Raw genomic sequence first — 22,634 nt, 5'->3', positions numbered from 1 at the left:
TTCGAAGGAGCCCGTCATGACCACCGTTCCCGTCCACGGCGCCCGCGGCGTCGTCACGCCGCCCGTCCACCGCGCCAGCCCGCTGCGCGCCGCCCTCGCACTCGAAGCCCGCGCCGAGTCCGCGGTCAAGGTCTTCCTCGAGCGATGGAGCATCCCCGCGCTGCGCGTCGCCCTCGGCCTCGTGTTCCTGGTGTTCGGCGTGCTGAAGTTCTTCCCCGGGCTGAGCCCGATCGAGGCGCTCGTCGCCCGCACCTGGGACGCGCTGTCGTTCGGCGTGATCACCGGGTACCCCGCGCTGGCCATCACCGCGGCGATGGAGACGCTCGTGGGCGTGCTGCTCGCGGCCGGGGTCTTCCAGCGGTTCGCGCTCGCCCTCCTCGCCGTGACGTTCGTCGGGATCCTGTCGCCCCTGGTGTTCTTCACCGGCGACCTGTTCGTTCCCGGTCCGACGCTGACCGCCCAGTACATCCTGAAGGACGTCGTCCTGGTCGCCGCGGCACTGGTCGTGGCATCCCGCGCACTCCGCTCGGCACCGCGCCAGAGCTGAACCGGGCGTCGGAGCCGGGGCGGATCGTCACGATCCGCCCCGGCTCCGTGTTCTGAGACCGGCCCCGTGGCGTAGACTGGTCTGCGATCACAGCAACCTTTAACCCCGTCCTGTGAGGCGGAGAAGGGAGCGGCGGATGAGCACGCGCATCGTGCTGCATGAGGCCGACATCGCCCGGGCCCTGACTCGGATCTCGCACGAGATCCTCGAGTCCAACAAGGGACCCGATGGCCTGGTCCTCCTCGGCATCCCCACTCGCGGCGTCACGCTCGCGAACCGCATCGGCGCGCTCGTCGAGCAGTTCGGCGGTACCCCGGTGCCGATCGGCGCCCTCGACGTCACGATGTACCGCGACGACCTGCACCGCAACCCGACGCGGGCGCCGCAGCGCACGCACATCCCCGACGGCGGCATCGACGGCAAGGTCGTCGTTCTGGTCGACGACGTCCTCTTCTCGGGACGCAGCATCCGTGCCGCGCTCGACGCCCTCCAGGACATCGGGCGGCCCGCAGCGGTGCGCCTGGCGACGCTCGTCGACCGCGGTCACCGCGAGCTGCCGATCCGGCCGGACTTCGTCGGCAAGAACCTGCCCAGCTCGCGCGAAGAGCGTGTGAACGTGCGCCTGAACGAGAACGACGGCAGCGACTCCGTCACGATCGAGGGGCGGTGACCCGGACGATGAGGCACCTCCTCGACACCCAGACGCTCGCGCGCGAAGATGCGCTGCGCATCCTCGACGTCGCCGAAGACATGGCCGACACGCAGCAGCGCGAGATCAAGAAGCTCCCGACGCTGCGCGGCAAGACCGTCGTCAACCTCTTCTTCGAAGACTCGACGCGCACGCGCATCTCGTTCGAGGCGGCCGCCAAGCGGCTGTCGGCGGACGTCATCAACTTCTCGGCGAAGGGGTCGAGCGTCTCGAAGGGCGAGTCCCTCCAGGACACCGCCCAGACGCTGCAGGCGATGGGGGCGGATGCCGTCGTCATCCGCCACGGGGCGTCCGGGGCGCCGCGCACCCTGGCGACGAGCGGCTGGATCAGCGCGGGCGTCGTCAACGCGGGCGACGGCACGCACGAGCACCCGACGCAGGCCCTGCTGGACGCCTTCACGATCCGCAAGCGCCGCTTCGGCGCCGACAGCCGCGGCCGCGACCTCGCGGGCGTCAAGGTCACGATCGTCGGCGACATCCTGCACTCGCGCGTCGCGCGCTCGAACGTGTGGCTGCTCCATGCCCTCGGCGCGGAGGTCACGCTCGTCGCGCCGCCGACACTGGTGCCGCAGGACGTGTCGGGCTGGCCCGTGAGGGTGCTGTACGACCTCGACGAGGCGATCGCCGCCGGCCCCGACGCCCTCATGATGCTGCGCATCCAGCTGGAGCGCATGAACGCCGCGTATTTCCCGACTGAACGGGAGTATTCCCGCCGCTGGGGTCTCGACCCCCTGCGACTGCGCGCGCTGGGTGCCGATAGCATTGTCATGCACCCCGGTCCGATGAACCGGGGCCTGGAGATCTCCGCAGAAGCCGCGGATTCACCGCGCTCGACCGTGCTCGAACAGGTGACCAACGGCGTCTCGGTGCGCATGGCGGCGCTCTACCTGCTGCTGGCGGGTGCGGACGACCTTTCGACCGACGGCCCGGCGCCCACCCCTGCGAAGGAGACCACCCGATGAGCGAGACCCTTCTCTTCCGCGGCGCCCTGCTCGAGGGCACCGCCGCCGCCGATGTGATCGTCGACGACGGCGTCATCGCCGAGATCGGCCCGGGCCTCAGCCGCGCCGGCGCCACGGTCGTGGACGCCGACGGCCTCGTGCTGCTTCCGGGCCTGGTCGATCTGCACACGCACCTGCGGGAGCCCGGGTACGAGGCATCCGAGACGATCCTCACCGGATCCCGGGCAGCCGCGGCCGGCGGCTACAGCGCCGTGTTCGCGATGCCCAACACGTCGCCCGTCGCCGACACCGCCGGGGTCGTCGAGCAGGAGCTCGCCCTCGGCGAGGCCGCCGGCTTCGTCACGGTGCAGCCGATCGGCGCCGTCACGGTCGGGCAGAAGGGCGAGCGCCTCGCCGAGCTCGGCGCGATGGCCGATTCGCGCGCTCGTGTGCGGGTCTTCAGCGACGACGGCTTCTGCGTGTGGGACCCGCTGATCATGCGCCGCGCGCTGGAGTACGTGAAGGCGTTCGACGGTGTCATCGCCCAGCACGCGCAGGACCCCCGCCTGACCGAAGGCGCCCAGATGAACGAGGGCGCCGTGTCTGCCGAGCTCGGCCTGGCCGGCTGGCCCGCCGTCGCCGAGGAGTCGATCATCGCGCGCGACGTCCTGCTGGCCGAGCATGTCGGCTCGCGCCTGCACGTGTGCCACCTGTCGACCGCCGGCTCGGTGGACATCATCCGGTGGGCCAAGAAGCGGGGCGTCAACGTCACCGCCGAGGTCACGCCGCACCATCTGCTCCTGACCGACGAGCTCGTGCGCGACTACGACGCGCGGTTCAAGGTCAACCCGCCACTGCGGCGCGAAGAGGACGTGCTCGCCGTGCGCGAGGGCCTCGCCGACGGCACCATCGACATCGTCGCGACCGACCACGCCCCGCACCCGGCCGAGGCGAAGGCGTGCGAGTGGCATGCCGCCGCCAACGGCATGGTCGGGCTCGAGAGCGCCCTGCGCGTCGTGCAGCAGGCCATGGTCGACACCGGTCTCATCACGTGGGGCGACGTCGCGCGCATCATGTCGCGCGAGCCCGCCCGCATCGGCCGGCTGGCGGGACACGGGACGCCGCTCACCGAGGGGCAGCCGGCATCCCTCGCCTTCTACGACCCGTCGCCGCGGCGCACGTTCACCACCGACGACCTGCGCGGACGCAGCGTGAACTCGCCGTACCTCGGTCGCGAGCTGCCCGGCGACGTGCGGTGGACGCTGCATGCGGGCATCGTGACGGTCGCCGGCGGCGCTCTGCTGGACACCCCGGGGGTGCGCGCATGACCCGCGAGGGCGCGCTGGCGATCATGATCGCCGTCGCGGTCGGCCTGCTCGCCGCGCTCGTCTGGGCGTGGTGGCGACGAACGCGGCGCGACGCGGCGTTCACGGCGCCGGTCGGCGAGATCCCCGGCGGCGCGCACGAGCTCGGCGAGTTCGCGGCGCTGTACGTCGCCACGACGCGGCACGGCGACCCGCTCGAGCGGCTCGCGATCGCCGGTCTCGGGTTCCGCTCCCGGTCGGATGTCACCGTGACCGACGCCGGCGTCGCGCTCGACCTCACCGGCCAGCCCCGGGTCTTCCTCGCCGCGGACCGCATCGCCGACGTCGGCCAGTCAACCGTCGCGATCGACCGCGTCGTCGAGCCCGACGGTCTCGTGCGCCTCGCCTGGCGCCTCGACGACGGCACGGTCGTCGACTCCTACCTTCGTCCTCAGGATGCCTCGGCCCGCGCCCTCGCGGACGCTGTGGCCGGCATCCTTCCCCCGACCCAGACGGGAACCTCCGCATGACCTCCCTGTTCCAGACCGCACCCGCCGTCCTCGTGCTCGAGGACGGCACCCGCCACGTCGGCCGCGCCTACGGCGCCCTCGGCACGACGCTCGGCGAGGTCGTCTTCGCGACCGGCATGACCGGCTACCAGGAGACCCTCACCGACCCCTCGTACGCCGGCCAGATCGTGCTGCAGACGGCGCCCCACATCGGCAACACCGGCATGAACTCCGAGGACCCCGAGTCGCGACGCATCTGGGTGTCGGGCTACATCGTGCGCGACCCCTCCCGCGTGGTGTCCAACTGGCGCGCCGACGAGTCGCTCGACGACGCGCTCGTCAACGACGGAGTGATCGGCATCAGCGGCATCGACACGCGCGCCGTCACGCGGCACATCCGCTCGGCCGGCAGCATGCGCGGCGGGATCTTCTCCGGCGATGCCGCGGCCCTCGACGCCGACGAGCAGCTGCGCCTGGTGCGCGAGGCCCCCGAGATGGCCGGCCTGAACCTCTCGGCCGAGGTGTCCGTCGCCGCCGCCGAGGTCACCCCGGCCACCGCGGAGCGCATCGGCAACCTCGCGGTGCTCGACCTCGGCGTCAAGCAGGCCACCGTCGACAACCTCGCCGCCCGCGGCTTCGACGTGCACGTGCTGCCCCAGTCGGTCACGATCGACGAGATCCGCGCGATCGACCCGGTGGCGGTGTTCTACTCCAACGGCCCCGGCGACCCCGCCGCCTCGGGCGACCACGTCGATCTGCTGCGCGGCGTGCTCGACGACGGCCTGCCGTTCTTCGGCATCTGCTTCGGCAACCAGCTGCTCGGCCGCGCCCTCGGCCTCGGCACGTACAAGCTGCCGTTCGGTCACCGCGGCATCAACCAGCCCGTGCTCGACAAGGCCACCGGCCGCGTCGAGATCACCGCCCACAACCACGGCTTCGCCGTCGACGCGCCGCTGGACGGCGAGTTCGACAGCCCGAACGGCTACGGCCGCATCGAGGTCAGCCACGTGGGCCTCAACGACCAGGTGGTCGAGGGCCTGCGCGCCCTCGACATCCCCGCCTTCTCGGTCCAGTACCACCCCGAGGCGGCGGCCGGTCCGCACGACGCCAACTACCTGTTCGACCGCTTCCGCGACCTCGTCGTCGCGAACCTCGCCCTTCGACACGCTCAGGACCCGACTCAGGAGGCCGGCAAGTAATGCCCAAGCGCGACGACATCAACTCCGTCCTCGTCATCGGATCCGGACCGATCGTCATCGGTCAGGCGTGCGAGTTCGACTACTCGGGCACGCAGGCCTGCCGCGTGCTCCGCGAGGAGGGCGTGCGCGTCATCCTCGTGAACTCGAACCCCGCCACGATCATGACCGACCCCGACTTCGCCGATGCGACGTACATCGAGCCGATCAACTGGCGCGTGATCGAGACGATCATCGCCAAGGAGAAGCCCGACGCGATCCTGCCGACGCTCGGCGGCCAGACCGCGCTCAACGCGGCGATCGACCTGCACAAGCACGGCATCCTCGAGAAGTACGACGTCGAGCTCATCGGTGCCGACTTCGAGGCGATCAACAAGGGCGAGGACCGCCAGATCTTCAAGCAGCTCGTGCTGGACGCGGGCGCCGACGTCGCGGCCTCCGTCATCTGCCACACGATGGACGAGCTGCTCGCCGGCGCGGAGAAGCTCGGCTACCCGCTGGTCGTGCGCCCGTCGTTCACGATGGGCGGCCTCGGCTCGGGCTTCGCGTACGACGAGGAGGACCTGCGCCGCATCGGCGGTGCCGGCCTGCACGACTCGCCGACCAACGAGGTGCTCCTGGAGGAGTCGATCCTCGGCTGGAAGGAGTACGAGCTCGAGCTCATGCGCGACACCGCCGACAACACGGTGGTCGTCTGCTCGATCGAGAACGTCGACCCCGTCGGTGTGCACACCGGCGACTCGATCACGGTCGCGCCCGCGCTGACGCTCACCGACCGCGAGTACCAGAAGCTGCGCGACATCGGCATCGACATCATCCGCGCCGTGGGCGTCGACACCGGCGGCTGCAACATCCAGTTCGCCGTCGACCCCCAGACCGGCCGCATCATCGTCATCGAGATGAACCCGCGCGTGTCGCGCTCGTCGGCGCTGGCGTCGAAGGCGACGGGTTTCCCGATCGCGAAGCTCGCCGCCAAGCTCGCGATCGGCTACCGCCTGGACGAGGTGCCGAACGACATCACGCAGGCGACGCCGGCGAGCTTCGAGCCGACCCTCGACTATGTCGTGGTCAAGGTGCCGCGCTTCAACTTCGAGAAGTTCCCCGCCGCCGACACGACCCTGACCACCACCATGAAGTCGGTGGGCGAGGCGATGGCGATCGGCCGCAACTACGCGACCGCGCTGCAGAAGGCGCTGCGCTCGCTCGAGAAGCGCGGGTCGAGCTTCCACTGGGGCGACGAGCCCCGCTCGGTGGAGGAGCTGCTCGAGGTCGCGAAGACCCCGACCGACGGTCGCATCGTCGTGCTGCAGCAGGCCCTCCGCAAGGGGGCGACCGTCGAGCAGGCGTTCGATGCCACCAAGATCGACCCGTGGTTCCTCGACCAGATCGTGCTGATCAACGAGGTCGCCGAGTTCGTGCGCCAGGCGGGCGAACTGGATGCCGCCACCCTGCGCGTCGCGAAGGAGCATGGCTTCAGCGACGCTCAGATCGCGCAGCTCCGCGGCGACACCGAGGCGCAGGTGCGCGGCGTGCGCCACGGCCTCGGCGTGCGGCCTGTGTACAAGACGGTCGACACGTGTGCGGGGGAGTTCCCGGCGCTCACGCCGTACCACTACTCCAGCTACGACTTCGAGACCGAGGTCACGCCGTCCGAGCGCACCAAGGTCGTCATCATCGGCTCCGGCCCGAACCGCATCGGCCAGGGCGTCGAGTTCGACTACTCGTGCGTGCACGCGTCGTTCGCCCTCGCCGACGCCGGGTACGAGACCGTCATGGTCAACTGCAACCCCGAGACCGTGTCGACCGACTACGACACGTCGGACCGCCTGTACTTCGAGCCGCTGACGCTCGAGGACGTCCTGGAGGTGCTGCACGCGGAGTCCCAGTCGGGCACGATCCTCGGCGTGGTGTGCCAGCTGGGCGGCCAGACGCCGCTGGGGCTCGCGAAGGGCATCGAGGAGGCCGGCTACACGATCCTCGGCACCAAGCCCGCCGCGATCGACCTCGCCGAGGAGCGCGAGCTGTTCTCGCGCCTGCTCGACGACGCGGGCCTGGTGGCGCCGCGCAACGGCACCGCGATCGACGTCGAGGGCGCCGTCGCGGTGGCCGAGGAGATCGGCTACCCGGTTCTCGTGCGCCCGAGCTTCGTGCTCGGCGGCCGCGGCATGGAGATCGTGTACTCGACCGAGGCGCTGCGCGACTACTTCGTGCGCGTCGCCGATCAGGCGATCATCGGCCCCGGCCTGCCTCTGCTGGTGGACCGGTTCCTCGACGATGCGATCGAGCTCGACGTCGATGCGCTGTTCGACGGTGACGAGCTGTACATCGGCGGTGTCATGGAGCACCTCGAAGAGGCCGGCATCCACTCCGGCGACTCGTCGTGCACGCTGCCCCCGGTGAGCCTCGGCCGCACCGACATCGACCGCGTCCGCGAGGCGACGCACGCCATCGCCGAGGGCGTGGGTGTGCGAGGCCTCCTCAACGTCCAGTTCGCGATCTCGGCGGGCGTGCTCTACGTCATCGAGGCGAACCCGCGCGCGAGCCGCACGGTGCCGTTCGTGTCGAAGGCGCTCGGCATCCCGCTCGCGAAGGCCGCCGCGCGCATCATGGCGGGCGCCTCGATCGCCGAGCTGAAGGCCGAGGGGCTGCTGCCCGAGCAGGACGGCTCCCGCGTGCCGCTGGACGCACCGGTCGCCGTCAAGGAGGCCGTGCTGCCGTTCAAGCGGTTCCGCACCCGCGAGGGGCAGACCGTCGACTCGGTGCTCGGTCCCGAGATGCGCTCGACCGGCGAGGTCATGGGCATCGACCGCGACTTCCCGACCGCGTTCGCGAAGTCGCAGGAGGCCGCGTACGGCGGCATGCCCCAGTCGGGCACCGTGTTCATCTCGGTCGCCGACAGCGACAAGCGCGCCGTGATCCTGCCTGCGCACCGCCTGCAGGAGCTGGGCTTCGACCTCGTCGCCACCGAGGGCACCGCCGAGATCCTCGCCCGCAACGGCATCGACGTGCAGGTCGTGAGCAAGTACTCCGAGACGCAGGATTCGGGCGGCACCAACATCGTCGACCTCATCAACGCCGGAGACATCGACATCGTCGTGAACACGCCCTCCGGCGGCGCCGCGCGCGCCGACGGCTACGAGATCCGCGCCGCCGCGGTGGCCGGCGACAAGGCGCTGTTCACCACGATGGCCGTCCTCGGCGCAGCGGTGAGCGCCCTTCCGGTGCTGCGCGAGGGCTTCGACGTCAGGAGTCTGCAGGAGTACGCCGCCGACCGGCGGGCGCGCGCATGACCTCGTTCGGGCAGCGTGTCCGTGCGGCCTTCGGGTCGTACGGACAGCTGTGCGTCGGCATCGACCCGCACGCGCACCTGCTGGCCGAGTGGGGGATGGATGCCTCCGCCGCCGCCGCCCGCGACTTCGGGCTGCGCGTGGTCGAGGCCGCGGCGGGGCGCGTCGGCGTCGTCAAGCCGCAGGTGTCGTTCTTCGAGCGCTACGGCTCCGCCGGGTTCGCGGCGCTCGAGGACGTGCTCGCGGCGGCGCGCGATGCCGGGCTCCTCGTGATCGCGGACGCCAAGCGCGGCGACATCGGCACGAGCATGGACGCGTACGCCGAGGCGTGGCTGACCCCCGGCTCGCCGCTGGAGGCCGACGCGGTGACGGTCAGCCCGTACCTGGGAGTCGGCGCCCTCGACGGGACGTTCGCCCTGGCGGAGGCCCACGACAAGGGCGTGTTCGTCCTCGCCGCGACGAGCAACCCCGAGGGCCTCGCGCTGCAGCGGGCGCGGGTCGCGGCTGGACCCACGGTGTCGGCAGACATCATCCGCGAGGTGTCCGAGCGCAACGCCCGCATCACCACGGAGGGGGAGTGGGCGAGCCTCGGCTTCGTGATCGGCGGCACCGTGGACTGGACGGATGCCGGCCTGCAGCCGTTCTCGCCGGTCGCGCCGATCCTCGGTCCCGGGTTCGGCCACCAGGGCGCCGAGCCGACGCACCTGGCCGAGCGTTTCGGCCCCCTCGCGGGCGCCGTGATCGCCTCCGAGAGTCGCAGCATCCTCTCGGCGGGCCCGGACGGGATCGCGTCGCGTATCGCCGAGCGCGCGGCACTCTACGCCGCGACGACGGGGTAAACGCTGTCCTCCGGAGGACCGCCGCGAGGGAGAGTTCCCACGCCACGGAGTGGTTTCGGTGACCCCGCCCCTGCGGTGATACCTTCGGAGAGCCGCAGCGAGAACAGCCGGACCCGACCGGCTCGCGCCGCGCATTCTGAGCTCGCCCATCTCTACCGTGGTGATTGACATGCCCGATTCACGCACCCCCGAAACCGGCGGTTCGCCGCAGACACCCGCGAGGCCGCCCGAGGTCGACCGGGTGGCGGCATCCCGTCGCGCCGTCGCCGCGCGACGCGAACGCGCCGCCCTCAAGAAGGACGTCGCGATGCGCGTCATCACGCCGCAGGAGCTCCTGCGGCGTGCGCTGGCCGACCCGTCGTCGCCCGCGGGCGCGATGCGCGTCCCCGAGTTCCTGACCGCGATCCCCGCCATCGGCGAGGGCAAGCGCGACCGCATCCTGCACGACCTCGAGATCTCGCCCGTCAAGCGCCTGGGCGGGCTCGGCTCGCGCCAGCGCGAGGAGCTGCGCGCCTTCCTCGACGCGCGCTGGCCGGAGCTCGAGCCGCGCGGCGGCCGGAGCCGGCTGGTGGTGCTGGCGGGCCCCACCGCCGTCGGCAAGGGCACGGTGGCCGCCTACATCAAGGACAACCACCCCGAGATCCTCCTGTCGGTGTCGGCGACGACGCGTGCGCCGCGACCCGGCGAGGTCGACGGCGAGCACTACTTCTTCGTCGACGACGCCGAGTTCGACCGCATGATCGCCGACGGAGAGCTGCTCGAGCACGCGACGGTGCACAACGCGTACCGCTACGGCACGCCGCGCGGCCCGATCGAGAAGGCGCTGGCCGAGGGTCGCACCGTACTGCTGGAGATCGACCTGCAGGGCGCCCGCCAGGTGCGCGACGCCGATCCGTCGGCGACGCTGGTCTTCCTGCTCCCGCCCAGTTGGGACGAGCTCGTGCAGCGCCTGATCGGCCGCGGCACGGAGGATGCCCCGGAACGCGCACGGCGCCTGCGTACGGCGAAGACGGAGCTGGCTTCGCAGGGCGAGTTCGACTACCGCGTCGTGAACGACGACGTGGCCCGCGCCGCCGCCGAGGTCGCCCGCCTCACCCGCTAGGCTGCGGCGGTGCACGAAGATCCCTCAGACGGGCGTGGGCTCGCTGCGCGCTACTTCGCCGAGGTGGTCCGCCCGCTCATCGCGACGCGGTGGCCGGGACTCCCGGTCGCGGCGGGGCGCCTCGGCGCCGGGTCCGACGTGCTCGGGCTCGACGACGCGACCTCGCGAGACCACGACTGGGGCCTCCGGCTGAGCCTGTTCGTCGACGAGGCGATGGTCGACGACGTGGATCGGGCACTGGCATCCGACCTCCCCGACGCCGCGTTCGGGCTGCCGACGCGCTTCCCGTTCACGGGGGAGGGCGCGGCCCGTCACCACGTCGACGTCGCCTCGCCGCGCGCATTCGCCATGGCACGCCTGGGGTTCGACCCCGCCGAGCCGATGTCGGTGGTGCACTGGCTGTCGGTGAGCGGGCAGGCGGTGCTGGAGATCGTCGCCGGCCCGGTGTTCACCGACGAGACGGGTGAGCTGACTCGGATCCGCACGACGCTGGGGCGGTATCCGGACGACGTGCGTCGTCACGTCATCGCCGTCGGGTGGCAGCAGATCGCCGAGGAGCTCCCTCTGCTCGGCCGCGCCGCGCAGGTCGGCGACGACCTCGGTTCGCGCATCATTGCCGGACGGGTCGCGGGCACCGTCGTGCATCTCGCGTTCGTCATCGCCCGCGCCTGGATGCCGTACGCGAAGTGGAGCGGCACGCTGCTGCGGCGGCTGCCGGGCACGGGTCCGCTCGTCGGCGCCCTCGACGCCGCGCTGCGCGCCTCCGACGGCACATCGCGCCAAGAGCTGCTGTGCGACGCGCTCGAGGCGCTGCTGGACCTGCAGCGTGCCTCGGGCCTGCCGGCGCCGGCTCCGGCGACCGAGGCGTTCTGGGATCGCCCGTTCCGGCATCCTCGTGCCGAGATCGTCGAGAGCCTGCGCGCGGAGATCCTGGATGCCGGTGTCCGCGCACTGCCGCCGACCCGTGGCTGCATCGAACAGCGGTCCTCCGACGTCGCGCTTCTCACGGATCCGACCGCTCGCCGCGCGATCGCCGCGGTGTGACGCGCCCAGGGCGCCGACCGGGTAGACTGGTCCGATGCGTCCGCGCGCGGCTTGCGCGCGCCCACAGACATCCCCGAGACCAGGAGGTTCCCATGGCCGGAACGAACCAGGGCATCATCGAGCCCCCCATCGACAGCCTGCTCGAGAAGGTCGACTCGAAGTACCAGCTCGTGATCTTCGCCTCCAAGCGCGCGCGTCAGATCAACGACTACTACTCCGACCTGCACGAGGGAAACCTGTTCGACAACGTCGGCCCGCTCGTCGACTCGACCGTCGAGGACAAGCCGCTGACGATCGCGATGCACGAGATCCACGAGGACAAGCTGCGCCTGCGTCGCGCCGAGTAGATCCGTATGACGCCGGTGATGCCCCCGAGGACGACGATGTCGGTCCTCGGGGGCATACTGGTGTCCGCCCCCGCCGCGTCCATCCCCTCATGGCGAGCCGAGCCCCGAGTACTGGAGTACCGATGACCGACCTGCGTCTGTTCACGTCCGAATCCGTCACCGAGGGGCACCCCGACAAGATCTGCGACCAGATCTCGGACTCGATCCTCGACGCGATCCTGACGGCCGACCCAGACGGCCGCGTCGCGGTCGAGACGCTCGTCACCACAGGGCTCGTCCACGTGGCGGGCGAGGTGTCGACCTCCGCGTACGTCGAGATCCCGGCGATCGTGCGAGACGTGGTCAACCGCATCGGCTACACCTCGAGCGAGACCGGCTTCGACGGCGACTCGTGCGGCGTCAGCGTGTCCATCGGCGCGCAGTCGTCCGACATCGCCGCCGGCGTCGACAAGGCGTTCGAACGCCGCGAGGACGGCTCCGAGGACCCGCACGACCTGCAGGGCGCCGGCGACCAGGGCATCATGTTCGGCTACGCGACTACCGAGACGCCCCAGCTCATGCCGATGGCCGCGTGGACCGCGCACCGCATGGCCGAGCGCCTCGCCGAGGTGCGCCGCTCGGGCGAGCTGCCGTTCCTGCGTCCCGACGGCAAGACCCAGGTGACTCTCGGCTACGACGGCCAGACGCCGAAGACGGTGGACTCCGTCGTGCTGTCGACCCAGCACCACCCCGACATCTCGCAGAAGGCGCTGCGCGCCGCCGTGCGGGCCGAGGTCATCGATCCCGTGCTCGAATCGACCGGGCTCGACGCATCCGACGTGAAGTTCTACATCAACCCTGCGGGCCCCTTCGTCATCGGCGGCCCGAAGGGCGACGCCGGCCTCACCGGCCGCAAGATCATCATCGACACCTACGGCGGCGCCTCCCGTCACGGCGGCGGCGCCTTCAGCGGCAAGGACCCGTCGAAGGTCGACCGGTCGGCCGCCTACGCGATGCGCTGGGTCGCGAAGAACGCCGTCGCCGCGGGGCTCGCCGACCGCCTCGAGGTGCAGGTCGCGTACGCGATCGGCAAGGCGAACCCGGTCGGGCTGTACGTCGAGACCTTCGGCACGGGCCGGGTGGCCGACGAGGTCATCACGCGCGCCATCCTCGACGTGTTCGACCTGCGGCCCAAGGCGATCATCGACCAGCTCGACCTGCTCCGCCCGATCTACGCCCAGACGGCGGCCTACGGTCACTTCGGCCGGGAGCTTCCCGACTTCACGTGGGAGCGCACCGACCGCGCCGACGCACTGCGCGCGGCCGCCGGTCTCTGACGCGGACCGCGTGACCGCGGTGCCCGACGAGGCGCAGGGCGACACGCCCGCCGCGCCGGCGCCGATCCGTCGCCGGCGTGTCGCGCGCGTGCTGCTGGACTCGCCACTGCCGCAGCTCGACCGGCTGTTCGACTACGAGATCCCGGACGAGCTCGCCGGCGAGGCGGTGCCGGGCGTGCGTGTGCGCGTCCCGCTGCGCAGTGCAGGGCGTGTGATCGACGGATTCCTCGTCGAGCTGGGGGAGCCGGATGCCTCCGACCGGCCGCTCTCACAGCTGGAGGCCGTCGTCTCGCCGATGCCCGTGCTGACATCGCGCCTGTACGCACTCGCGCGCCGCGCCGCCGATCGGGCCGCGGGCTCTGCGGGCGACATCCTGCGGCTCGCGATCCCTAAGCGCATGGTGCGGGCCGAGAAGGCCTGGCTGGCCGCAGGCCCGCCGTCGCCAGCGGAGCTCCCGCCCGAGGCACGCACGTGGGCCGAGGGGGTGCTCGCCGAGTATCCCGGTCTTGCCGACGAGCTCGCGCAGAGCGCCCGCCTCGCCGTGGATGCGCCGCCGCAGCCGACACGGCTCCCCGACGGGACGCCCGTGGGCGCTTGGGCGGTCCTCCTGGCCGCCGCCGCGGTGCGGACGCTCGCCGACGGGCGCAGCGCGATCGTCGCTGTGCCCGACCATCGCGACCGCGCCCAGCTCGAAGCGGCGCTGCAGGCGTGGGTCCCCGCCGACGCCCTGGTCCGCGACGACGCCAAGCAGAGCGGGCCGACGCGGTACACGGCGTTCCTGCGCACCCTGGCCGCGGCGCCCTGCGTCGTGATCGGCAACCGCTCCGCGGTGTACGCCCCCGTCGCGGACCTCGGGCTCGTGGCGCTGTGGGACGACGGCGACCCGCTGTTCGGCGAGCCGCTCAGCCCCGGCGTGCACGCGCGTGACGCCGCGCTGCTGCGCCAGGAGCTCGACGGCGGCGCCCTCGTGTTCGCCGGACACACGCGCACGAGCGATGTCGAGCGCCTGGTCGGCGTGGGCTGGGTGCGCGACCTGCCGGCTGTGCGTCGGCGCACCCCGCGGGTCGTCCTCACGGCGCACCGGGAGGGGGAGTCGCGGGCGGCGCGCGTACCGTCGGCGGCGTTCGCCGCCGCACGGGAGGCGCTGACCCAGGGACCGGTGCTGGTGCAGGTGTCGCGGCCTGGGTACGCGCCCGTGCTCGTGTGCGCGAGCTGCCGGCATCCTGCCCGCTGTACGCACTGCGGCGGCCCGCTGCACGCTGCACGCCACGGCGCCGTCCCCGCCTGCACGTGGTGCGGGCGCGCGGCGAACGCGTGGTCCTGCCCGGAGTGCTCGTCGACGATGCTGCGGATGGCGTCCTCCGGCAGCGAGCGCACCGCCGACGAGCTCGGGCGCGCATTCCCGGGCACCCGCGTCGTGGTCGCCGACGGCGACCACCCGGTCGTCTCCGTCGATGAGCGGCCCGCGCTCGTGGTCGCCACACGGGGCGCCGAGCCGCTCGCGATCGGCGGCTACCGGGCGGTCATCCTCCTGGACGGCGACAAGATGCTGATGGCCGACGATCTGCGCATCGGCGAGTCGTGCCTGCGCTGGTGGTCCAACGCGGCCGCTCTGGCCGCTCCCGGCGCCCCGGTTCATCTCGTCGGCGTCGGCGGCGAGGTCGCCCGTGCCCTGGCGACCTGGACGCAGGCGGCGTACGCACGGTCGGAGCTCGCCGATCGCGCACCGCTGCGCATGCCCCCGACCGTGCGCGTCGCCGCCGTGGACGGACCGCGACGGTCGGTGGACGCCGCACTTGCCGAGCTCCGGCGCGCGGTCCCCGAACTGGACGGGGAGGCGGTGCTCGGCCCGCTGGCGCACGGCGAATCCGTGCGCGCGCTCGTGCGGTTCGAGTACGGGCTGGGCGCCCGCGTCGCCGAGAACCTGCGCGCCTCGGTGGTGAGTCAGGCCGTGAAGGGCCGTCGCCCGGCGAAGGGACGCCCGGCGGGCGCCGCCAATACACTGAAGGTGCGGGTCGACGTGCCCGACCTCGATCTCTGAACTCTCGAACGCCACGGATCTGGAGCCTCATGCGCCTCGTCTTCGCCGGCACTCCCGCGCCGGCGGTCCCGTCGCTGCGGCTGCTCGCGGCATCCGACCACGACATCGTGACGGTCGTCACGCGACGCGATGCGCCGCTGGGCCGAAAGCGCGTGCTCACGCCCTCACCGGTCGCCGCCGCGGCCGAGGAGCTCGGTCTGCCCGTGATCCGCGCCGACCGGCTCGACGCCGACGTGACGGCGGAGATCGCGGGGCTGCAACCCGATCTCGGTGTCATCGTCGCCTACGGCGGGCTCGTGCGCGAGCCCCTGCTCTCGACGCCTGCGCACGGCTGGATCAACCTGCACTTCTCGCTTCTGCCCCGATGGCGCGGTGCTGCTCCGGTGCAGCACGCGCTGATCGCGGGGGATGCCGCCACCGGCGCGAGCGTCTTCCAGCTCGTCCCCGAGCTCGACGCGGGCGACGTGTTCGGCGAGCTCTCATTGGACACGCCGGCGGACGCGACGGCGGGCGAACTGCTCGCCACGCTCGCCGAGGACGGGGCGCGTCTGCTCACCGACGTGGTCGCGGGCATTGCCGCGGGCACGGCGGTCGCGCGCCCGCAGGAGGGCGAGCCGACGTATGCCGCGAAGCTGGGCGACGACGACGGGCGGATCCGCTGGGACGAGCCGGCCGCGGCGGTCCTCGGCCGGATCCGCGGCGTCACCCCAGAGCCCGGAGCCCACACGACGATCGACGGCGCCCGCATGAAGGTGCTCGCCGTCACGACCGCTCCCGCCGACGCGCCTGCGCTCGCGCCCGGTGAGCTGGCACTGCACGCGAAGCAGGTGGTGGTCGGCACCGCCTCGACGCCGATCGTGCTGGAGACGGTGCAACCCGCCGGCAAGGGCGCCATGCGCGCCGCGGACTGGTGGCGCGGACTGCGCGACACCCCGGTGGCGGGATCATGAGCCGCACCGTCGCCGCGCGACGCATCGCGTACGAGACGCTCCGGGCGGTCCACGAGTCCGACGCCTACGCCAACCTGCTGCTGCCGACCGCGATCGCGCGGGCGGACCTCTCAGCCGCGGATGCGGCGCTCACGACCGAGCTCACTTATGGGACGCTGCGCCGGCAGGGCACGTACGACGCCGTCATCGCGATCGCCGCCGACCGGCCCGTCGCGAGCATCGACCCCGCTGTGCTCGACGCACTGCGCCTGGGCGTGCACCAGCTGCTGTCGACGCGTGTCGCCTCGCACGCGGCGGTCAACGAGTCGGTCGAGCTCGCCCGCGCGGCGGGCGGACGCGGCGCGGCCGGGTTCGCCAACGCCGTGCTGCGGCGCGTCTCGCGCGACACGCCGGGCGACTGGATGACGCACGTCGCCGCCAGCGCCCGTTCAGACGACGAGCAGCTGGGGCTGCTGTTCTCGCACCCGGTCTGGGTGGTGCGGGCATTCCGCCGCGCTCTGGCCGCCGAAGGGCGCGCCGACGAGCTGGAAGCCCTGCTGACCGCCGACAACGCATCGCCCCGCGTGACGATGGCGGCGCTCCCGGGCCTCGCCGAGGCGCCGGACGACGCGCGCCGCACGCCGTTCTCACCCATCGGGTTCCGGCTCGGCGGGGGAGACCCCGACCAGACCGTCCGCGGCTCCGACGGACGCATCCGGGTGCAGGACGAGGGCTCGCAGCTCGCGGCGCTCGCGCTCACCCGTGCCCTGCCGGTCGCCGAGGGCGAGCGCTGGCTCGACCTGTGCGCGGGCCCGGGCGGCAAGACGGCGGTGCTCGCGGCGGAGGCGCTCGCACACGGTGCACGGCTCGAGGCCAATGAGATCTCGCCGGCTCGAGCCGGTCTGGTGCGCCAGGCGCTCGCGGGCGTCCCACTGGACGTCCCGGTGTCGGAGGAGGACGGCCGCACACGCGCCGAGGCGGCCCCGGCGACGTACGACCGCATCCTCGTCGACGCGCCGTGCACGGGTCTCGGTGCCCTGCGCCGACGCCCCGAAGCACGGTGGCGCAAGTCGCCCGGCGACGTGCCCGCATTGACGACGCTGCAGCGCGAGCTGCTGACGACCGCTGTCGGGGCACTCCGGCCCGGCGGTGTGGTCGCCTACGTCACGTGCTCGCCGCACCTGGCCGAGACGTCCGCCGTCGTCGCCGACATCCGGCGGGAGTGGGGCGAGGCGCTCGAGGAGATCTCTGCGCGCGACGTCATCACGTCGCTGTCCGACGCCGATCCCGGGCTGCCCGCCCAGGCGGACGGCAGCGGACGCGCGCAGCTGTGGCCTCACCGCCACAACACCGACGGCATGTCGGTGTCGCTGCTGCGCCGCATCTGAGCCCTCGACCCGGCGGGGGCGAGGTCACTCGCGCAGCGTGAAGCTTCGCGGCATCCGCTCGAACTCCGCGCGCAGCGCGATGAGCGCCTCGCGATGCGTGCGTCCGAGCTCCCGCGCGTCGACCGTGATCGAGGCCCCTTCGGGCATCGCGTCGGCGAGCTCGCGCAGCACGGCGACCACGCGCTCGGTCCCTGCCAGCCCCAATTCGCCCGACAGGCGCAGGACGCGGCCATGATCGGTGTCCTCGACCGTGAAGGCGGGGACGGCGACGCTGTCGTGCGGCTCGAGGAGGTGCATGCCGAACCGTTCCGAAAGCGTCTCGATGACGGCGATGCCGCGCACCGAGTTGCCGTGGGGGTCGAGACGCGGGCTGAAGGCCGCGACGCCGAACTGCGACGGCGCGACGGCGAGGAGACCCCCGCTCACCCCGCTCTTCGCCGGGAGCCCTACGCGCAGGAGCCACTCGCCCGAGTAGTCGTACATCCCGCAGCTGGTCATGATCGACAGCACGTCGCGGGCGACATGCTCCGCGACGACCCGATCGCCGGTCACCGGGTTGACGCCGCCGAACGCGAGCGTCGCGGCCATCACCGCGAGATCGCGGGCGGTCACCAGCAGCGAGCACTGTCGGAAGTACGTCTCGACGGCGATGTCGACGGGCCCGTCGATGATGCCGTGCGAACGGAGGAGGTGGGCCAGCGCACGGTTGCGGTCGCCGGTCGCGGACTCCGAGGCGTAGACCTGCTCGTCCACCCACAGCGAGCGGCCCGCGAAGGCCGACAGCCCGTCGACGATGCGGGCGGTGCGGTCGTCGACGCCGTCGCCGTGGATGAGCGCCGATGTCGCGATCGCCCCCGCGTTGACCATCGGATTGGCCGGGCGTCCGGTGCCCGGTTCGAGGCTGATCGCGTTGAACGGCTCGCCGCTCGGCTCCGCGCCGACCTTGCGCAGCACCGCCTCTCGCCCACGATCGGCGAGGGCGAGGGCAAGCACGAACGGCTTGGAGATCGATTGGATGGTGAACTCGTGGGCCACGTCGCCGACGGCCCGCACCCGTCCATGGGGACCGACCGCCGCGAGGGCGAGCAGGTCGGGATCAGCGGTCGCCAGCTCGGGGATGTACCCCGCCGGTGCGCCGGAGTCGTGGGGGCGGACGTCTTCGAGGACGTCGTGCAGCAGCGCCGTGATCGGATCCACGGCTCGACCATAATGGACGCGTGCTCCCGACCTCCGAGACCGGCCGTGCCGACGGCATCCGCATCAACCCCAGCATCCTGGCGGCCGACTTCGCGAACATGCAGGCCGAACTTGCGCGCATCGCCAGTGCGGACTTCGTGCACGTCGACGTCATGGACAACCATTTCGTGCCGAATCTGACGTTCGGCCCGCAGATGGTCGAGCGCGTGCAGGCGACGAGCCCGGTGCCGCTGGACGTGCACCTGATGATCACCGACCCCGACCGGTGGGCGCCCGGCTACGCCGAGCTCGGCGCGGCATCGGTGACCTTCCACCTCGAGGCGGCGACCGAGCCGGTCGCGCTCGCACGGCGCCTGCGCGACATCGGCGCGCGCGCCGGCGTGGCCGTCAAGCCCGCCACCCCCGTGGAGGGCCTGTTCGACCTGCTCGACGACTTCGACCAGATCCTCGTGATGACCGTCGAGCCGGGCTTCGGCGGCCAGTCGTTCATGCCGGAGACGATGCCCAAGCTCCGCCGCCTCGCCGACGAGGCCCGCCGGCGGGGTTCGTCGGTGTGGCTGCAGGTCGACGGCGGCATCGGGGAGTCCACGATCGCGCAGGCCGCTGCAGCGGGGGCCGACACGTTCGTCGCCGGCTCCGCCGTGTTCGGCGCAGGTGACCCCGACAACGCGATCGCCGGGCTGCGCGCAGCGGCCGCCGCAGCCCACGTGCACTGAGCGTCGCGTCACGCGGCGCCTCGACGCCCTGCCGGTTCGATACCCTGGGTGGGTGAAGACGTTCGATGCCCTGTTCGCCGAGCTGACCGCCAAGGCGGCCGAGCGCCCCGAAGGGTCGGGGACCGTCGCAGAGCTGGACGCCGGCGTGCACACGATCGGCAAGAAGATCGTCGAAGAGGCCGCCGAGGTGTGGATGGCCGCCGAGTACGAGTCGACGGATGCCGCGGCCGAGGAGATCTCGCAGCTGCTGTACCACCTGCAGGTGCTGATGCTCGCGAAGGGTCTGAGCCTCGAGGATGTCTACCGACATCTCTGAGCCCCGCTCCGACCCCTCTCACTCCCACCCCGAAGGATCCGCGAATGCTGCGCATCGCCGTGCCGAACAAGGGATCGCTGGCCGAGACCGCCGCTGAGATGCTCGCCGAGGCGGGCTACACCGGTCGCCGCGACCCGAAGGACCTCCACGTCATCGACCCCGCCAACGAGGTCGAGTTCTTCTACCTCCGCCCCAAGGACATCGCCACCTACGTCGGCTCGGGCGCGCTCGACGTCGGCATCACCGGCCGCGATCTGCTGCTGGACGCCCGGATGCCGGGCGCCCGAGAGATCGAGAAGCTCGGGTTCGCGGCATCCACGTTCCGCTTCGCCGCACCCGCCGGCCGGTTCACGGACGTCGGCGACCTGGACGGCGTGCGCATCGCGACGTCGTACCCGGGCCTGGTAGACGGGTTCCTCGACGAGCACGGCGTCGCCGCCGATCTGGTGCCGCTGGACGGCGCGGTCGAGTCGGCCGTCGAGCTCGGGGTCGCCGACGCGATCGCCGACGTCGTCGAGACCGGCACGACCCTGCGGCAGGCGGGGCTCGAGGTGTTCGGACCGGTGATCCTGAAGTCCGAAGCCGTGCTCATCGGCGCGCCGACCGAGGCGGAGGGCACCGAGACGCTCCTGCGGCGGCTCCGCGGCGTGATGGTCGCACGCCGCTTCGTCATGGTCGACTACGACCTGCCGGCCGACCTCGTCGATGCGGCCGTCGCGATCGCACCGGGCGTCGAGTCGCCCACGATCTCGCCGCTGCGCGACCCCGCCTGGGTCGCCGTGCGCGTCATGGTGGCCCGCACGGGCGTCAACCAGGTGATGGATGCGCTGTACGCGATCGGCGCCCGCGCGATCCTCGTCACCGCCATCCACAACGCGAGGCTCTGATGTCGCTCGTCTGCCGTGTGATCCCGTGCCTCGACGTCGCCGCGGGGCGGGTCGTCAAGGGCGTCAACTTCCAGAACCTGCGTGACATGGGGGATCCGGTCGAGCTCGCCCGCGAGTACTTCCGGCAGGGTGCCGACGAGATCACCTTCCTCGATGTGACCGCGACCGTCGACGAGCGCGCCACGACGTACGACGTCGTGCGGCGCACCGCCGAGGAGGTCTTCATCCCGCTCACCGTCGGCGGGGGAGTCCGCAGCGCCGACGACGTCGCCCGTCTGCTGGCCGTCGGCGCCGACAAGATCGGCATCAACTCGGCGGCGATCGCGCGCCCGCCGCTGCTCGACGAGATCGCCGACCGCTTCGGCGCGCAGGTGCTGGTGCTGTCACTCGACGTCAAGCGATCGCCCGAGACGGCGTCGGGCTTCGTCGTCACGACCCACGGCGGCCGCACCGAGACCACGCTCGACGCCCTGGAGTGGGCCCGCGAGGCGATCGAGCGCGGCGCCGGCGAGCTGCTCGTCAACTCCATCGACGCCGACGGCACCAAGGAGGGCTTCGACCTCGAGCTCGTGAGCCTCATGCGCGAGGTGTCGAGCGTCCCCGTCATCGCCTCCGGCGGCGCCGGTCGGGCGGAGGACTTCGGCCCCGCGATCGAGGCCGGCGCGGACGCCGTGCTGGCGGCATCCGTCTTCCACTCCGGCCAGCTCACGGTGGGCGACGTCAAGCGCTCCCTGCTCGCCGACGGCATCCCCGTGCGGGAGGTGACGGCATGAGCGAGACGGTCGACGAGCGCATCGCGCGCGTGACGTTCAACGGCGACGGCCTGGTCGCCGCCATCGTCCAGCAGTGGGACACCCGTGAGGTGCTCATGCTCGGATGGATGGATGCCGAGGCCCTGCGCCGCACCCTGACCCAGGGCCGCGTCACATTCTGGTCGCGTTCGCGGCAGGAGTACTGGCGCAAGGGCGACACGTCCGGCCACATCCAGCTCGTGCGGGGAGCCCGGCTGGACTGCGACGGCGACGCCGTGCTCGTCGAGGTGGACCAGGTGGGGCCGGCGTGCCACACCGGCACCCGCACGTGCTTCGACGCCGACGACCTCGGTGCCGCGCGCGGACCGGAGCTGCCCGCGTGATGCGCCGCGCCCGTCTGCTGTCCGTCGTCGGCATCGTGCTGTGCGGCGCGATCGGCGTCATCTCGTCGACGCAGACGTGGCTGACGGTCGAGCTCGCCGACGGCGCCCATCACACGCTCGAGGTGCCCGGCGCGTCCGCCGTGCCGGTCCTGGCGCCGTTGAGCCTCGCCGTGCTCGCGCTCGGCGCCGCACTGTCGATCGTGGGGCTCGTGCTGCGCTATCTGTTCGGCGCACTCGCGATCCTCATCGGCGGCACGCTCGCGTGGCTGACCGCGCGCGTGGCGTTCGAGCACCCGGTCTCGGCGGTCGCCTCCGTCGTGACCGAGTCGACCGGCATCGCCGGCGAGAAGTCGGTGGCGCAGCTCATCGCGACGATCACGGCGTCGGGCTGGCCCGTCGTGACGCTCGTCGTGTGGGTCGTGCTCATCGTCGCCGGCGTGTTCGTGGTCACCACCGCACGCGGCTGGTCCGGCACCGGCCGCCGGTACCGCACCGAAGACTCTGCACGGTCCGCCGCACCGGCCGGACCGCGCCCGCACGACGCCGCCGGATCGCACGCCATCGACGACTGGGACGACCTGTCGCGTGGCCAGGATCCGACAGCCTGACCGCTAGACTGGCGGCATCCCGCCCGGCATCACGAGGAGATATCCATGAGCAACAACATCGGCGACCCCGGCCACGGACACTCGCCCGCCGCCTGGACGGCCGTCGTGATCATGCTCGTGGCCGTCTCGATCGGCACCCTGTTCTTCTTCCTCGACATGCCGGTCGTCGTGTGGGCATCGGCCGGGCTTCTCGTCGTCGGCCTGCTCGTCGGCTGGGGCATGCAGAAGGCCGGCTACGGCGTGGGCGGCTCCAAGGTCGCGGCGAAAGAGCACTGA

The 22,634-nt window shown here is 72.1% G+C and carries 23 protein-coding genes; 22 read left to right on the top strand and 1 reads right to left on the bottom strand.

Translation table 11 applies throughout. The features are described from left to right. Positions 1-16 precede the first annotated feature (16 nt). From ACFWJ8_RS19010 to ACFWJ8_RS18940, 15 genes are all read left to right on the top strand, one after another. Positions 17-547: a DoxX family protein gene (locus tag ACFWJ8_RS19010; RefSeq protein ID WP_378814487.1), complete on the top strand. Its 531-nt coding sequence runs from the start codon at positions 17-19 to the stop codon at positions 545-547. Between the two features lie 136 nt (positions 548-683). After that, on the top strand, positions 684-1,217 hold the full coding sequence (gene pyrR / locus ACFWJ8_RS19005; protein ID WP_378814485.1) for a bifunctional pyr operon transcriptional regulator/uracil phosphoribosyltransferase PyrR: 534 nt from the start codon (positions 684-686) through the stop codon (positions 1,215-1,217). An 8-nt stretch (positions 1,218-1,225) separates the two neighbouring features. Further along, positions 1,226-2,218 (top strand): aspartate carbamoyltransferase catalytic subunit, encoded by a 993-nt coding sequence (locus ACFWJ8_RS19000; protein WP_378814483.1) that lies wholly within the window; start codon positions 1,226-1,228, stop codon positions 2,216-2,218. After that, positions 2,215-3,525 (top strand): dihydroorotase, encoded by a 1,311-nt coding sequence (locus ACFWJ8_RS18995; RefSeq protein WP_378814482.1) that lies wholly within the window; start codon positions 2,215-2,217, stop codon positions 3,523-3,525. The genes ACFWJ8_RS19000 and ACFWJ8_RS18995 overlap by 4 nt, the downstream gene beginning before the upstream one ends. Next, entirely contained in the window at positions 3,522-4,031 is a 510-nt protein-coding gene (locus ACFWJ8_RS18990) for a hypothetical protein (protein WP_378814480.1), read from the top strand. Before ACFWJ8_RS18995 ends, ACFWJ8_RS18990 begins: the two co-directional genes overlap by 4 nt. After that, the gene (carA, locus tag ACFWJ8_RS18985; RefSeq protein ID WP_378814478.1) at positions 4,028-5,209 is read left to right on the top strand and encodes a glutamine-hydrolyzing carbamoyl-phosphate synthase small subunit; all 1,182 of its coding nucleotides are present in this window, start codon (positions 4,028-4,030) and stop codon (positions 5,207-5,209) included. Before ACFWJ8_RS18990 ends, carA begins: the two co-directional genes overlap by 4 nt. Continuing rightward, entirely contained in the window at positions 5,209-8,496 is a 3,288-nt protein-coding gene (carB, locus tag ACFWJ8_RS18980; RefSeq protein ID WP_378814476.1) for a carbamoyl-phosphate synthase large subunit, read from the top strand. Before carA ends, carB begins: the two co-directional genes overlap by 1 nt. After that, positions 8,493-9,332, top strand: a complete 840-nt coding sequence (gene pyrF, locus ACFWJ8_RS18975) for an orotidine-5'-phosphate decarboxylase (RefSeq protein ID WP_378814474.1) — start codon at positions 8,493-8,495, stop codon at positions 9,330-9,332. Before carB ends, pyrF begins: the two co-directional genes overlap by 4 nt. A 169-nt stretch (positions 9,333-9,501) precedes the next feature. Further along, entirely contained in the window at positions 9,502-10,434 is a 933-nt protein-coding gene (gmk, locus tag ACFWJ8_RS18970; RefSeq protein WP_378814472.1) for a guanylate kinase, read from the top strand. Positions 10,435-10,443: 9 nt separating this feature from the next. Further along, on the top strand, positions 10,444-11,478 hold the full coding sequence (locus ACFWJ8_RS18965; RefSeq protein ID WP_378814470.1) for a DUF4037 domain-containing protein: 1,035 nt from the start codon (positions 10,444-10,446) through the stop codon (positions 11,476-11,478). A gap of 92 nt (positions 11,479-11,570) precedes the next feature. Further along, positions 11,571-11,825: a DNA-directed RNA polymerase subunit omega gene (gene rpoZ, locus ACFWJ8_RS18960; protein ID WP_018170775.1), complete on the top strand. Its 255-nt coding sequence runs from the start codon at positions 11,571-11,573 to the stop codon at positions 11,823-11,825. A gap of 122 nt (positions 11,826-11,947) precedes the next feature. After that, positions 11,948-13,141: a methionine adenosyltransferase gene (gene metK, locus ACFWJ8_RS18955; RefSeq protein ID WP_378814468.1), complete on the top strand. Its 1,194-nt coding sequence runs from the start codon at positions 11,948-11,950 to the stop codon at positions 13,139-13,141. Between the two features lie 19 nt (positions 13,142-13,160). Beyond that, positions 13,161-15,182, top strand: coding sequence for a primosomal protein N' (locus ACFWJ8_RS18950; protein ID WP_378814503.1), 2,022 nt, complete (start codon positions 13,161-13,163; stop codon positions 15,180-15,182). A gap of 29 nt (positions 15,183-15,211) precedes the next feature. Continuing rightward, a complete protein-coding gene (fmt, locus tag ACFWJ8_RS18945) occupies positions 15,212-16,132 on the top strand; it encodes a methionyl-tRNA formyltransferase (RefSeq protein ID WP_378814466.1) in 921 nt (306 codons plus the stop codon). Continuing rightward, the gene (locus ACFWJ8_RS18940; protein ID WP_378814464.1) at positions 16,129-17,499 is read left to right on the top strand and encodes an RsmB/NOP family class I SAM-dependent RNA methyltransferase; all 1,371 of its coding nucleotides are present in this window, start codon (positions 16,129-16,131) and stop codon (positions 17,497-17,499) included. The genes fmt and ACFWJ8_RS18940 overlap by 4 nt, the downstream gene beginning before the upstream one ends. A 24-nt stretch (positions 17,500-17,523) precedes the next feature. On the opposite strand, the gene glsA is transcribed toward ACFWJ8_RS18940, so the two are convergent. Continuing rightward, positions 17,524-18,696 (bottom strand): glutaminase A, encoded by a 1,173-nt coding sequence (glsA, locus tag ACFWJ8_RS18935; RefSeq protein ID WP_378814462.1) that lies wholly within the window; start codon positions 18,694-18,696, stop codon positions 17,524-17,526. Between the two features lie 20 nt (positions 18,697-18,716). On the opposite strand from glsA, the gene rpe reads away from it, so the two are divergent. Genes rpe through ACFWJ8_RS18900 form a run of 7 tightly spaced genes read left to right on the top strand, consistent with a single transcriptional unit; the run spans position 18,717 to position 22,634 of the window. After that, positions 18,717-19,412, top strand: a complete 696-nt coding sequence (rpe, locus tag ACFWJ8_RS18930; protein ID WP_378814461.1) for a ribulose-phosphate 3-epimerase — start codon at positions 18,717-18,719, stop codon at positions 19,410-19,412. 52 nt (positions 19,413-19,464) lie between these two features. After that, positions 19,465-19,728, top strand: a complete 264-nt coding sequence (locus ACFWJ8_RS18925; protein WP_026305444.1) for a phosphoribosyl-ATP diphosphatase — start codon at positions 19,465-19,467, stop codon at positions 19,726-19,728. Between the two features lie 44 nt (positions 19,729-19,772). Continuing rightward, positions 19,773-20,615, top strand: a complete 843-nt coding sequence (gene hisG / locus ACFWJ8_RS18920) for an ATP phosphoribosyltransferase (RefSeq protein ID WP_378814458.1) — start codon at positions 19,773-19,775, stop codon at positions 20,613-20,615. Beyond that, entirely contained in the window at positions 20,615-21,388 is a 774-nt protein-coding gene (gene hisF, locus ACFWJ8_RS18915) for an imidazole glycerol phosphate synthase subunit HisF (protein ID WP_378814456.1), read from the top strand. Before hisG ends, hisF begins: the two co-directional genes overlap by 1 nt. Beyond that, positions 21,385-21,750, top strand: a complete 366-nt coding sequence (gene hisI, locus ACFWJ8_RS18910) for a phosphoribosyl-AMP cyclohydrolase (protein WP_378814454.1) — start codon at positions 21,385-21,387, stop codon at positions 21,748-21,750. The genes hisF and hisI overlap by 4 nt, the downstream gene beginning before the upstream one ends. Beyond that, on the top strand, positions 21,750-22,358 hold the full coding sequence (locus ACFWJ8_RS18905; RefSeq protein ID WP_378814452.1) for a Trp biosynthesis-associated membrane protein: 609 nt from the start codon (positions 21,750-21,752) through the stop codon (positions 22,356-22,358). Before hisI ends, ACFWJ8_RS18905 begins: the two co-directional genes overlap by 1 nt. A gap of 45 nt (positions 22,359-22,403) precedes the next feature. Continuing rightward, positions 22,404-22,634: a DUF6704 family protein gene (locus ACFWJ8_RS18900; protein ID WP_378814450.1), complete on the top strand. Its 231-nt coding sequence runs from the start codon at positions 22,404-22,406 to the stop codon at positions 22,632-22,634.

The organism is Microbacterium sp. NPDC058389 (assembly GCF_042722305.1).
Classification (GTDB): domain Bacteria; phylum Actinomycetota; class Actinomycetes; order Actinomycetales; family Microbacteriaceae; genus Microbacterium.
The sequence above is the reverse complement of the archived record's forward strand: the minus strand, read 5'-3'. Positions and strand labels throughout refer to the sequence as shown.